The sequence below is a fragment of the Massilia sp. S19_KUP03_FR1 genome (assembly GCF_036688685.1).
Taxonomy (GTDB): domain Bacteria; phylum Pseudomonadota; class Gammaproteobacteria; order Burkholderiales; family Burkholderiaceae_D; genus JALYUM01.
The window spans coordinates 104,542-117,589 of the sequence record NZ_JAQQPS010000010.1; the positions used below are offsets into that span (position 1 = coordinate 104,542).

The window sequence follows — 13,048 nt, forward strand, 5'->3', positions numbered from 1 at the left end:
AAGCGCTCACCATGGCCAACGATACCGATCTCCCTATTTCCGACGCCGCCGCCGATGGCGCCGTCCCACGCACCCCGGACGCCGCCGCGCGCAACATCGCGCTCGAAGTGGCGCGCCGCCGCACCTTTGGCATCATTTCCCACCCGGATGCCGGTAAAACCACGCTGACCGAAAAGCTGCTGCTGTTTTCGGGCGCGATTCAAATGGCCGGCACGGTCAAGGCGCGCAAAAGCGGGCGCCACGCCACCTCCGACTGGATGGAAATCGAGAAGCAGCGCGGCATTTCGGTCGCCTCCTCGGTGATGCAGTTCGAGTACCGCGACCACGTCATCAACCTGCTCGACACCCCGGGCCACCAGGACTTCTCGGAAGACACCTACCGCGTGCTCACCGCCGTCGACTCGGCGCTGATGGTGATCGACGCGGCCAAGGGCGTGGAAACGCAGACGATCAAGCTGCTCAACGTCTGCCGCATGCGCAACACGCCCATCGTCACGTTCATGAACAAGATGGACCGCGAAACGCGCGACCCGCTGGAACTGCTCGACGAACTCGAATCGGTGCTCAAGATCCAGTGCGCGCCGGTGACCTGGCCGATCGGCATGGGCAAGAATTTCCGCGGCGTGTACCACCTGATGCGCGACGAGATCATGCTGTTCAAGGCCGGCGAAGAAAAGGCCGATGGCGCCTACGAAGTCATCAAGGGCATCGACAATCCGCGTCTGCAACAGATGTTCCCGCTCGAGATTGAACAACTCAAAATGGAAGTGGAACTGGTGCACGGCGCCTCGCATCCATTCGACCTGGCGCAGTTCCTGGCCGGCGTGCAGACGCCGGTGTTCTTCGGTTCGGCGGTCAACAACTTCGGCGTGCGCGAGATTTTGTCGGCGCTGATCGACTGGGCCCCGGGCCCGCGCGAGCGCGACGCGACCACGCGCGTGGTAAAACCCGACGAGGCGAAGTTTTCGGGTTTTGTGTTCAAAATCCAGGCCAATATGGACCCGGCCCACCGCGACCGCATCGCATTCCTGCGTGTGTGCTCGGGGCGCTTTGACAAGGGCATGAAGGTCAAGCATTTGCGCCTGGGCCGCGAGGTCAAGCTGTCGTCGGTGGTGACGTTCATGGCGTCGTCGCGCGAGCAGGTCGAAGAAGCGTTCGCCGGCGACATCATCGGTTTGCCGAACCACGGCAACATGCAGATCGGCGACAGCTTCTCCGAAGGCGAGATGCTGCAGTACACAGGTATTCCTTACTTTGCGCCGGACCTGTTCCGCGCGGTGCGGATCCGGAATCCCCTGAAAATCAAGCAGCTGCACAAGGGTCTCCAGCAGCTGGGCGAAGAGGGCGCGGTGCAGGTGTTCAAGCCGGTGCTGGGCGGCGAACTGATTCTGGGCGCGGTTGGCGTGCTGCAGTTCGAAGTGGTGGCCAGCCGCCTGCTCAACGAGTACGGTGTCGACGCCGTCTTCGAAGGCGCCAGCATCAGCAGTGCGCGCTGGATTTCCAGCGACGACAGGAAAGCGCTGAGCGACTTCGAATCGCAGCTGGGTCACAACGTCGCCTACGATGCCGCCGGCAATATGGCGTATCTGGCCACCTCGAACGTCAATTTGCGCCTGACCGAAGAACGTTGGCCGAAGCTGACCTTCCACGCCACGCGCGAGCACGCGATCAAGCTGAACTAGTTGACTGCAGGCCGGTCATCCATGCGGGTGATCGTTTGCGTCGTGACCGTGCCATCGGCCGCAGTCAGGCGCAGTTGCACTGGCAGCCAGCGCAGCGCCGGCGCCAGCCACACTTCCAGCACCGGCTGGCCGTTGCCGGCCAGCTGGCGCAGGTGGCGCGTGCCGATCACGCCCAGCGGCGTGGGCAGGTCTTCGTCGACGGTCACGGCAAAGCGCATTTCCACCAGGCCCTCGGCGCTGGCGACTTCGATCGCCACCTCGTCGACGATCTGATCCGGTTGCGCCAACCCCATTCCCACCAATTGGAGCAGCAGCGACGCCGGGTCCTGGATGCCGACGCCGTTCGCGTAGCTCAGTGCGCCCACGGTGATGCTGTTGGGGCCAAAGCTGGCCGTCAGCGTGCCGCCATTGGCCAGGCCCATGCTGCCTTCTGCAGGTGCGATGCCGTTGTCGCCGATCGTCCCCGTGGAGCGCAGCGGCCCGGTCACGCCGTCGACCGCTACGGTGTAGGTTTTTCCGTCGGTGGTCCACGTGATCTGCGCTGGCGCCTGGGCGCCGTCGTGGCGGGTGACGACATAGTCGAGCGTGCTGGAAGGTGGGGTACGCACGCGGTAACGGTTCTGCATGTTGGCAGACATCATCTCGACCTTGGGCAGCGCAGCGGCGGGCGCAGTGTCGGGAGCGGTTTCGGGTGCCGCTGGCGCCGATGGCGCGGGCACGGCGACGGCAGCTGCCAGCGGCGCCAGCTGCGCCGGGGCGGGGGCTGGCGGCACGGATGGCGGCGGCACGGATGGCACCGGCACCGATGGCACCGGCGTGGGCGGCGCCTGCAAGCGCACGACAATCGGTGCGGCCGGCGCCTCCCGTGGCGCGAGCGCCGTGGGCCCGATGGTCTTGATGGCGAGCACGTGCAGCAGCGCCGACAGTACGCCAAGCACCAGCAGGCGCTGGTAGTGCTTCATCGGCGTGCCGGCTGCCGTCCGAGCAGCCAGGCATCGAGCGCCGCGCCGACCCAGCAAGCCAGCATCACGTAGACCGCCAGTTCGACCACGCCCGAGGTGGTGCCGGCGCGTTCGAGTTGCGCGGCGATTGCCAGCGGGTCGGGGATTGCGCCCTCGGACACGAGCCGGTTGGCCATCTCGGTTGCGGGCCCGATGACGGTGCGGACGATATACAAGGCGGCGCCAACCGTCGGAACGATAAACGCCAGCGCGCGGCCACGGCGCTTCAGGAAGACATGGCCGGCGCCGGGAAAAACCAGCAGCGACAGGAGTAGGGCGTTCGTGGAGCGGGACATACATTCCTTGGAAAATACAAGCGCCAGGCGCTTGATCGCGCACAAGCATCATTGTGCCGGACAGCGTAGATTTGCTCAATGCGCACAGGAAACTTTCTGCTGCGCAGCAATACGCCACATGATACGCCGGCTGCCCGGCCCGCGTCTTCCATCCGACCATACGAGGAGTTGCCATGACGACGTCCTTTCACTGCCAGGCGCGCTGACATGCTCTCGCGCCTGCGCCTCGGTTCCAAGCTGCTGCTGGCACCCTTGCTGGTGCTGGTCGTGATGTTGTTTGTCTCCTGCGCGGCGTACCGCGCCATTGCGCGCGAGGCAGAGGCGCTCGCGGCCGTGGTGCAGCAGCGCGCGGCCCAGACGCGTAGCGCCGCTGAACTTGCCGCCACCGCGCGCCAGGCCCATGCCGAGGTCTACCAGCTGATCACCTGGATCGGCGCCAGCTTTTCGCAGGCGCGTACCGACACGCTGGTGCGTGGCATCCACCGCCGCCACGCTGCCATCGCGCGCAGCTTTACCGCGTTGACGCGCCTGACCGCGGAGATTGGCCCGGAAGCGGCGCTGGTGCACCAGGCCGAAATCGCGTACCGCAGCTACCTTGCCAGTGTGCTGGACGTGATCGCGCTGGCGCGCAACGACCAGTCCATCAGCGCCAACGCGATGACGCGCTCGCAGCGCGCCTTCGATACCGTCCTGCTGCGCCTGGACGCCCTGACCCGCCTCGAACAATTGCTCGGCGAGCGCGCCGCGGCCGAGGCGGCTGACGAGAGCCGGACCATTGCCACGTTGATGCCGGCCGCGCTGATGGCGGCGCTGGCGCTGGCGCTGATCGTGGCGCTGGCTTTGCGCAGCGCGTTGCAGGATGAACTCGATGCGCTGGTCGCTGCGGCGAATGCGCTTGGCGACGGCGACCTGCGCCCGCGCGCGCCTTTGCGCGGGCGCGATGAAATCTGCAGCGCGGCGCTGGCCCTGGCCGCGGCCAGGGAAAAGCTCAGCGCACGGCTGCAGGACGTGCTCGAAGGCGCGCGCGCAGTCGCGGCGTCCTCTGGCGCCGACAACGCTCGCTTGCACGAGGACGCACTGGCGCTGGCACGCAGCGTGATGGCGTTCCAGCTGGACGACAGCGTGGTCACGCCGATGGCGGCACCCTGGCCACGCACAAAAAAAGGGACGCCCGAGCCATTCCGGCGGGGGCGTCCTTATCTACGGCTGGCAGTCAGCCGGCGCTAAAGATTACTCGTAGTCTTCGATCGGCGCGCAGCCGCAGAACAGGTTACGGTCGCCGTAGACGTTGTCGGCACGGCCCACCGGCGGCCAGTACTTCTTCTTGCGCAGCGAAGCAACCGGGAAGGCCGCCACTTCGCGGCTGTAGCTGTGCTGCCAGTCGTCGGCGGTCACCACTTCGGCCGTGTGCGGGGCGCCTTTGAGTGGATTGTCCATGCGGTCGTACTCACCGCGCTCGACCTTGACGATCTCGGCGTGGATCGTGATCATCGCCTCGATGAAGCGGTCGATCTCGACTTTCGATTCGCTCTCGGTCGGCTCGATCATCAGGGTGCCCGGCACCGGGAAGCTCATGGTCGGCGCGTGGAAGCCGAAGTCCATCAAACGCTTGGCGACGTCTTCGTTGCTGATGCCGGTGGCGTCCTGCAGCGGACGCAGGTCGATGATGCACTCGTGGGCGACCAGGCCGTCGTGGCCCGCGTACAGCACCGGGTAATGCGGCGCCAGGCGACGTGCGATGTAGTTGGCATTTAACATTGCCACTTCGGTCGCGCTTGTTAATCCTTCACCACCCATCATCGCGATGTACATCCACGAGATCGGCAGGATCGAGGCCGAGCCATACGCCGCGGCGCTGACCGCGCCAATGCCGGCTTCGTCGCGGGTGTAGCCGGTCGAACGCTGGTTCGGCAGGAATTTCGCCAGGTGTGCGCCGACACCGATCGGGCCGACGCCAGGACCGCCGCCGCCGTGCGGGATGCAGAAGGTTTTGTGCAGGTTCAGGTGCGACACGTCGCCGCCAAAACTGCCCGGTGCGGCTACGCCGACCAGTGCATTCATGTTGGCGCCGTCGATGTAGACCTGGCCGCCGTGGCTGTGGACGATTTCGCACAGCTCTTGAATACCTTCTTCGAACACGCCGTGGGTGGACGGGTAGGTCACCATCACGCACGCCAGGTTGGCGCTGTGCAGTTCGGCCTTGGCGCGCAGATCGTTCAGATCCACGTTGCCGTTCTCGTCGCAGGCCGTGACCACCACGCGCATGCCGACCATATTCGCCGATGCCGGGTTGGTGCCGTGCGCCGAGGATGGAATCAGGCAGATATTGCGATGGCCGTCGCCGCGCGATTCGTGATACGCCTTGATGACCAGCAGGCCCGCGTATTCACCTTGCGAGCCGGCGTTCGGCTGCAGCGAGATGGCAGCGTAGCCGGTCAGCGCACACAGCATGTCTTCCAGTTGGCCGATCATTTCGCGGTAGCCCACGGTCTGCGCATCGGGTGCGAACGGATGGATGTTCGAGAACTCGGGCCAGGTCACCGGAATCATTTCGGAGGTGGCGTTCAGTTTCATCGTGCACGAACCGAGCGGGATCATGGTGCGGTCGAGTGCCAGGTCCTTGTCGGCCAGGGCGCGCAGGTAGCGCAGCATGTCGTGCTCGGCGTGGTAGCGCGAGAAGGTCGGGTGCGTCAGATAGGTGCTGGTGCGTGCCAGGGTGGACGGGAAAGCATCCGCTTCATCGGCGTCGAAGTCGATGGCGTCGCTGCCGCCGAAGATCGTGGAGAGCAGTATCAGGTCGGCACGCGAGGTGGTTTCGTCGAGCGAAATGCCGACGTGGTTGGCGTCGATCTTGCGCAGGTTGACGCCGTGTTCGATCGCCTTGGCGTGCAGCGCTTCGGCCTTGTCGGTGTTGACCGTCAGCGTGTCGAAGTAGGTGCTGTTGGCCAGTGCATAGCCCAGCGCCTGCAGTTGTTTCGCCAGGACGGCGGTGTAGCGGTGCACGCGGGTGGCGATTTGCGCCAGGCCGGCAGGACCGTGGTAGACCGCGTACATCGACGCCATCACGGCCAGCAGCACCTGCGCGGTGCAAATGTTCGAGGTCGCTTTTTCGCGGCGGATGTGCTGTTCGCGGGTTTGCAGCGCCAGGCGGTAGGCCTGGTTGCCTTGCGCATCGACGGTGACGCCGACCAGGCGGCCTGCCATGCTGCGCTTGAATTCGTCGCGCGTGGCCAGGAAGCCGGCGTGCGGGCCGCCGAAACCGAGCGGCACGCCGAAGCGCTGGCTGTTACCGACGACGACGTCGGCGCCCCATTCGCCCGGTGGCGTCAGTAAAGTAAGAGCGAGCAAGTCGGCGGCAGCGACGACCATCACGCCGGCCGCATGAAGGTGTTCGACCGCAGCGGCGTAGTCACGCACGTCGCCGTTCACGCCCGGGTATTGCAGCAGCACGCCGAAGCATGGCTCGGCCAGCGTCTCGATGTCGGCTGGCGCGATGGTGCGCACTTCGACGCCGATCGGGGCGGCGCGCGTGCGCACCACTTCCAGGGTTTGCGGCAGTACATCGTCGGCCACGTAAAACACCTTCGAGGCGGACTTGCCGACGCGCTGGAGCAGCGTCATCGCTTCGGCGGCGGCGGTACCTTCGTCGAGCATCGACGAGTTGGCGATGCCCATGCCGGTCAGGTCGGTGATCATCTGCTGGAAGTTCAGGATGGCTTCCAGGCGGCCCTGCGAAATCTCGGGCTGGTACGGCGTGTAGGCGGTGTACCAGGCGGGGTTTTCAAAAATGTTACGCAGCACGACAGGCGGCGTGTGGCTGTTGTAATAGCCCTGGCCGATCATCGACTTCATGACGGTGTTTTTATTCGCCAGCGCGCGCAGCTTGGCCAGTGCGTCCTGTTCGGACACCGGCTCGTAGAACTGGCCCAGCTCGAGCTGGCTCTTTTTGCGGATATTGGCCGGGACGATCGCATCGATCAGCGCGGCGCGCGATGGGTAGCCGAGCGTGGCCAGCATGGCGGCTTGCTCAATGGCGGTAGGTCCGATGTGGCGCGGGATGAAAGCGTCGCGGGCTTCGAGTTGGGTCAGGCTGGTGCGGGTCATGGTAGAGGCCAAAAAGAGGGCAGTGCCGGGCGGGAAGCCGGCGAGCCGGTAGCAAGGAAGACTGAATGGGGCAGGGCAGTGGTGAACCTGATAACACCTGCGCTCTCAAGACCGTCATCCCGGCGAAGGCCGGGACCCATGCTGAATGTCCGAAACAGGATAAGCCGCCTTGACGCGGCCTCAGTATGGGCCCCGATTTTCATGGGGGTGACGGAGCTGGCTTTGCAGGTACTTCGTTGCCAGATTACTCGGCAGTGGCTTTGCCGTAAGCATCGGCGTCGAGCAGGCCGGCGATCGCGTTGGCATCGGACGGTTTCAGCTTGAACAGCCAGGCGCTGTAGGCGTCGCTGTTGATCGAGTCCGGCGCATCGGCCACGGCCGGGTTCACTTCGACCACTTCGCCCGACACGGGCGCGTAGATATCGCTGGCCGCTTTTACCGATTCCACCACGGCGGCGTCGTCGCCGGCGGTGAACTGTTTGCCGACCTTCGGCAATTCGACGAACACGATGTCGCCCAGGGCATCCTGTGCGTATTCGGTGATGCCGACGGTCAGGGTGCCGTCGGTTTCAAGGCGAACCCACTCGTGGGACTCGGTGTATTTCAGATCGGCTGGGATGTTCATGTAAAGCTCCTGGGTTTTGGAATAGAGAGTATAAATTATTAGACAGCCAGCACTTTGCCGTTGCGGACGAACGGCAGCTTGACGACCGTGGCGGCGAGCTTCTTGTCGCGAATTGCCACGTGCACGGTGTCGCCGATGGCCACATCGAGTGGCACGCGGGCCAGCGCAATGGCTTGCTGCATGCTTGGGCTGAAGGTGCCGCTGGTGATTTCGCCGAGCGCGCCGGATGCGGCCACCACGCTCTGGTGGGCACGCAGGATACCGCCTTTTTCGCGCAGGATCAGGCCGACGAAGTTGGCGTTCTGGCCCATGCGTTGCAGGGCCGCCTTGCCGATAAAATCGCGCTCGCCGTCGATGACGATGGTCCAGGCCAGGCCGGCGTCGAGCGGGTTGACCGTTTCGTCCATGTCCTGGCCGTACAGGTTCATGCCGGCTTCCAGGCGCAGCGTGTCGCGCGCACCGAGGCCGGCCGGTTTCACGCCGGCGCCGATCAGGGCATTCCACAGGGCTTCGGCCTGGCCGGCCGGTACGCCGATTTCAAAGCCGTCTTCGCCGGTGTAGCCGGTGCGTGCGATCATCGCTTCGCCGAATGCGGTGCCGGGAACGATGACGACGTTGAACGGCTTCATCGGCTCGGAGGCGGCTTTCGCGGTCGGCAGCACTTCCCACACCTTGGCGCGGGCGTTCGGGCCCTGCACGGCGATCAGCGCGATCGGATCATTGCCGTCGCGACGGGCGGTGATGGTGACGCCGCTGTTGGTGGCGGCGTTTTGGGCCTCGATCCAGGCCACGTCCTTGACGGCGGTGCCGGCATTGACGACCAGGCGGAACCAGGTCTCGGTGAAGTAGTAGACGATCAGGTCGTCGATGACGAAGCCGTCGGGATTGAGCATGCACGAGTACAGTGCCTTGCCCGGTACTTGCAGCTTGTTGACGTCATTGGCCAGCAGGCCGCGCAGAAAATTGCGGACCTGATCGCCCTTCAGGTCAACGACGCACATGTGCGAAACGTCGAACATGCCGGCATCGGTACGGACCGCGTCGTGTTCGGCGATTTGCGAGCCGTAGTTGACGGGCATGTCCCAGCCGCCGAAATCGACCATCTTGGCGCCAAGGGCGCGGTGGGCTGCATTGAGCGGGGTGGTCTGGAGGGTGGACGATGCGGTCATGAGGGCAATCCTTGGGCAGGGCGGCAGAATAATATGCCAATATATAGGGGCGGCAGCGTGCCGAAGCTTTGCTGAAGCTGAACGCCCCTCTGTCCATGGTACCTGAGAGATAGCGCGCGCAGTATGTGACTACCGGCGTGCGCCTGCCCCTTCGGTGGGCCGCTGGCTGATGCCGCGGCCGCTCTCCAGAGTTGAACCGATATTTTCGTCAGTCCCTTGAACGGTCCTTTTGCCTGAGAGTTTTTGGGTGATGCCCCTTCGGCGGTGCGCGCGTGGCGACCCTCTCCCGATCAAGACTTGCGAGAATAGGCGACTGTGGCGCTGGTGTCAACCTGTGTGGCCTGCCTGGTCATCGGCGTATGCGCGCACGCGTGACGCATGCGCGCGGAATGTTTCGCGCGATTTTGTTAAACTGGCCCATTCATTCCGTCATCACCATTTTCGGGAGGACTATGAACGGCGAGCAAAGCAGCCCCAGCAATGAGGCGTGGTTCACGCTATCAGGCGACGTCAACAGTGACATGGTGCACCGTGTCTTCGAGTCGGTCTCCCGGATGACCGCCGACGGCATCGAAACCGCCCACGTGCTGGTCCAGTCGAACGGCGGTTACGTTAGCGACGGGCTGTGCCTGTACAATTTCCTGGCCAACTCTCCGGTCGAGTTCGTGATGTACAACGGCGGTGCGGTCGCATCGATCGCTGTCATCCTGTACCTGGCCGGCGCGCGCCGCTATGCCAGCGACACCGCGCGCTTCATGGTCCACAAATCGCACGCCACCGCATCGCCCGGGGCGCGACCCGATGCCTTGAACATCATCGTCGAGGGCTTGCGCGCCGACGACGCGCGCACCGAGTCCATTTTGCGGCGGCATATCGAACTGACGCCCGAGCAGTGGGCCATTCACCAGTATTCCGACCTGCACCTGACGGCGCGCGATGCCAGGACCGCGCGCATGATCACCGCCATCGCCGATTTCGCGCCACCGAAAGGTGCCTCGCTGAGCAACATATAAATCCCCGCCTGCGCGGGGAAGCAATTATTTTTTGCTATCGTTCTTGTGACTCTGGCGACCGGCTTCTGCATGCTGCTCAGGGGTCCCGCCGCGCTTGCCGCTGGCGGAGCCTGAGGAAGCCGAACGGCCGCCGCTCGCTCCCCCCGCATTCGATCCTCCCCCGGCCGCATTCGTGCCCGCGGCCGAGCCGGTGCCGCCGCTTTGGCGATTGGCGTCGTTCTTGTGGCTCTGGCGTCCCGCTTCGGCATGCTGCTCGGGCGTGCCGCCCTGCACGCTGCCCTGGTTGCCGGATTGCTTGTTGGGGCTTTTTTGGTTCGAGTTCATGGTGGTCCTTTCGACGTTGGAAAAAGTCCTGCTGTCTGCTCGCGCCCGCATGATCGTGACGGAGGAGCAAGCATCATCCGGCAGCGGGATGTCGATCGGTATCGGCGCGGCACTTGAGTACCTGTAGGAATAAAACTGACAAGGGCTGCTGCCAAAATCTGTGCTTCCGTTTCTGAAATACAGACATTCTGGCAAATCAGATGTCGGGAAGATATGGCTTTGCTGACCGCAATACAACACCGCCCGAGAATTCTGATTCTCCTGCCCAATTGTGATTGCCATGTGGAAATATACTGGCATAATGACACCTGCACACTGTAGTATCTCGAAAGGTAAACTGCGCCATGGCTTCCCGCGCCATCCCCGAATCGCCTCTTGCCGAGGCGCCCGCTTCGCCCAAGGCGATGGTGGAGCAGCTTGTCGTCCTGGCCACGCGCCTGGCCGGCGAGCAATTGGTCGCGATCGCGCAAAACCTGAGTGGCGCCTTGCTCGACCTCACCGCGCCCGACGAAGCTCGCAATGTTTACCAGCGCGTCAAGTCCGGCAATTTGCTCAAGCAGAATAGTTACGCCTTTGTCCATCTGGCCGTGAGCGGGATCGAGGCCGCGCTGCGTGCCGAGGCCGCCATGCTGGTGCCGGCCACGCCTGGCCATGCCGATGTCCTGCTCGATGCGCTGGCCCTGGTGCCGATGGCCGAAATGGACAGCAAAGTCGCGTTCGGCGTCATCAGCCGCCCCTTCGATATCGAGCAGGCCGAACAATTGGCCAGCCTGAATGTGCGCCTTGCCTGCATGCTCGAACGCGAGATCCTGCGCAGTGCGCAAAACCCGTTCCGCCCGGAAGTGTTCCTGGTTGAACTGGACCGCGCCTGGCGTGCCTTCGAGCCCGATCAAAGCGCGCATGACATCATCCAGCCACTGCTGCACCCCGGCATCGTGTTCGATTTCGGGCCCATGTATGAAGCGCTGAACAAGGCCATCAAGCGCAACGGCCGCCAGCCCGCCGCCAACGACAAGCGCCAGATCCGCAAGACCGACGATGCCGCAGCCAGCAAGGCGGCGCGCGCGAGCAGCCAGGCGGCGCTGGCCCAGCAACTGCGCAGTTTCTTCGGTGACAGCGCGCCAGGCAGTGCCGCTTCGTCCGAGTTCGCCATCCCGCTGATCCCCGACTTGCCGGACCTGCCCAAGGGCGCCGGCGGCTGGCGGCCGAGTGCGGTCAGCGGTTTCCCGGCCCCGGCTGGCGCGCCCGGCGCGCAGGCAGCGCCGGCCCCGGGCGCGGTCGCTGCCGTGCCGTACGATGCGGCGCACGCGGGCCGCCAGCCGGCGTCGCCCTACGCCGGCTTCGCGCCTGGCCAGCAGGTTGCCAGCCCTGCTGCCGGGTTTGCCGCGCAGTCGGGCGCCGCCATGGTCTCCGCGCCTGCGCACATGGCGCCATTGCTCGAGATGCTGGCGCAGTTGCCAAACCTGGCCAGCCTGGCGCAACTGCCTGCCGGCGGGCCAGCGCCAACGCGGTTTACCGGCGCCGCAGCGGCGGCCTCACCCGCGGGCGCCCATCCGCAACAAGCCTTTTACCTGCCGCGCCTGAAGCAGAGCTTGCCTGAAGGCAGCCTGTCGCGCGGCGACGAAAGCACGCTCGACCTGCTGGCGCGTATCTTCGAGACGGTATTCCTCGACGAGGCGATTCCGGCACCGACGCGCGAGCTGATCCAGTCGCTGCAAATGCCGGTACTCAAGGCCGCATTGGTCGACAAGAATTTCTTCTTCGAGGAAGCGCACCCGGCGCGGCGCATGATCGACCTGCTGGCGCGCATGGGCCTGGATCAGCGCACCGACCCGGACGATCCGCTGTTCCAGGCGATGGAACGGAATATCAAGCGCGTCGAGCGCGACGGCGCCAGCCAGCCCGAGGTGTTTGCCGAGGCGGTCGCCGAGCTCGAAGCCTCCATGGCGCAGGACGACAGCGCGCAAGAGGCGCAGCTGGCCGCGCCGGTCGCACTGGCACTGCGCCAGGAACACATCGCCGTGGCGCGCCGCGCGGCCACCGATGCGATCAAACTGCGCATTGCCGGCGACAGTATCGTGCCGATCGTCGGGGTCTTCCTTGAGCAGAAGTGGCGCGACGTGCTGACCCTGGCCTACGACGTGGAAGACAAAAAGCCCGGCGCCGTCAACAGCGCTACCCGGGCCATGGACGACCTGGTCTGGAGCGTCAAGCCGAAGGCCACGCAGGAGCAGCGCAAAGCCTTGATCGCGCGCCTGCCAAGCTTGCTGGCCACCATCAATAAATGGCTCGACATCATCAAGTGGCAGGATGCCGCGCGCCTGCGATTCTTTGCCGCGCTCGCTGAATGCCATGCGTCGATCGTGCGCGCACCGATCGACCTGTCGCCCGAGCGCCAGCTGGAGCTGGCGGTCGAAGCGGCCCAGCAGGATGCACTGCGCCTGATCGCCCAGGAGCAGGCCGCGGCGCAGCAGCTCGAGCTCGAATCGGACGACCCGGTGACCCAGATCGTCGAAGGCCTGGAGCGCGGCCGCTGGCTGGCGTTCACGCAGGAAGACGGCAGCGTGCACCGCCTGAAGCTGGCGTGGGTGAGCCCGCGCCGTACCCTGTTCATCTTCTCGGCCGGTGCGCGCGAAGAGGCGTTTTCGATGCAGGCCGCGCGCCTGGCCGAACGGATCCGCGCCGGCAGCGCCGCCATCCTTGCGCTCGAAGGCGTGGTGGGCCGGGTCTTGTCGGAAGCGATGCTTGCTGCGGCCGGGAACGACCAGAACCACCACGCCGCGGCCTAGTTTCACCCTGACCCCCACCGTAGCGATGGTATGATGGCGCCGTCT

At 65.0% G+C, this 13,048-nt stretch carries 10 protein-coding genes and 2 riboswitches; of the genes, 4 read left to right on the forward strand and 6 right to left on the reverse strand.

Annotation, left to right across the window (positions count from 1 at the left end; translation table 11 throughout):
* Nucleotides 1-11: 11 nt before the first annotated feature.
* Entirely contained in the window at nt 12-1,682 is a 1,671-nt protein-coding gene (locus V6M87_RS12870; RefSeq protein ID WP_332877131.1) for a peptide chain release factor 3, read from the forward strand.
* On the opposite strand, the gene V6M87_RS12875 is transcribed toward V6M87_RS12870, so the two are convergent.
* Nucleotides 1,679-2,644 carry a DUF3108 domain-containing protein gene (locus V6M87_RS12875; protein WP_332877029.1) on the reverse strand — a complete coding sequence of 322 codons (966 nt, stop codon included), beginning with the start codon at nt 2,642-2,644 and terminating at the stop codon, nt 1,679-1,681. The genes V6M87_RS12870 and V6M87_RS12875 overlap by 4 nt on opposite strands.
* The gene (locus V6M87_RS12880) at nt 2,641-2,979 is read right to left on the reverse strand and encodes a hypothetical protein (RefSeq protein WP_332877030.1); all 339 of its coding nucleotides are present in this window, start codon (nt 2,977-2,979) and stop codon (nt 2,641-2,643) included. The genes V6M87_RS12875 and V6M87_RS12880 overlap by 4 nt, the downstream gene beginning before the upstream one ends.
* Before the next feature lie 207 nt (nt 2,980-3,186).
* Between V6M87_RS12880 and V6M87_RS12885 the strand changes: the two genes are divergently transcribed.
* The gene (locus V6M87_RS12885) at nt 3,187-4,206 is read left to right on the forward strand and encodes a HAMP domain-containing protein (protein WP_332877031.1); all 1,020 of its coding nucleotides are present in this window, start codon (nt 3,187-3,189) and stop codon (nt 4,204-4,206) included.
* A 3-nt stretch (nt 4,207-4,209) separates the two neighbouring features.
* On the opposite strand, the gene gcvP is transcribed toward V6M87_RS12885, so the two are convergent.
* The 3 genes from gcvP to gcvT form a co-directional block, all read right to left on the reverse strand.
* Entirely contained in the window at nt 4,210-7,083 is a 2,874-nt protein-coding gene (gene gcvP, locus V6M87_RS12890; RefSeq protein ID WP_332877032.1) for an aminomethyl-transferring glycine dehydrogenase, read from the reverse strand.
* A gap of 244 nt (nt 7,084-7,327) precedes the next feature.
* Nucleotides 7,328-7,708: a glycine cleavage system protein GcvH gene (gene gcvH / locus V6M87_RS12895; protein ID WP_332877033.1), complete on the reverse strand. Its 381-nt coding sequence runs from the start codon at nt 7,706-7,708 to the stop codon at nt 7,328-7,330.
* 38 nt (nt 7,709-7,746) lie between these two features.
* Nucleotides 7,747-8,877 (reverse strand): glycine cleavage system aminomethyltransferase GcvT, encoded by a 1,131-nt coding sequence (gene gcvT / locus V6M87_RS12900; RefSeq protein ID WP_332877034.1) that lies wholly within the window; start codon nt 8,875-8,877, stop codon nt 7,747-7,749.
* Nucleotides 8,878-8,956: 79 nt separating this feature from the next.
* A riboswitch (glycine riboswitch) is annotated at nt 8,957-9,076 on the reverse strand.
* A 12-nt stretch (nt 9,077-9,088) separates the two neighbouring features.
* A riboswitch (glycine riboswitch) is annotated at nt 9,089-9,176 on the reverse strand.
* 153 nt (nt 9,177-9,329) lie between these two features.
* Between gcvT and V6M87_RS12905 the strand changes: the two genes are divergently transcribed.
* Entirely contained in the window at nt 9,330-9,890 is a 561-nt protein-coding gene (locus tag V6M87_RS12905; RefSeq protein ID WP_332877035.1) for an ATP-dependent Clp protease proteolytic subunit, read from the forward strand.
* A gap of 24 nt (nt 9,891-9,914) precedes the next feature.
* Here the strand turns inward: V6M87_RS12905 and V6M87_RS12910 are convergent, their stop codons facing one another.
* Complete coding sequence (locus V6M87_RS12910) at nt 9,915-10,214, reverse strand: hypothetical protein (protein ID WP_332877036.1); 300 nt, start codon at nt 10,212-10,214, stop codon at nt 9,915-9,917.
* Between the two features lie 344 nt (nt 10,215-10,558).
* Between V6M87_RS12910 and V6M87_RS12915 the strand changes: the two genes are divergently transcribed.
* Nucleotides 10,559-13,003: a DUF1631 family protein gene (locus tag V6M87_RS12915; RefSeq protein WP_332877037.1), complete on the forward strand. Its 2,445-nt coding sequence runs from the start codon at nt 10,559-10,561 to the stop codon at nt 13,001-13,003.
* Nucleotides 13,004-13,048: the final 45 nt, after the last annotated feature.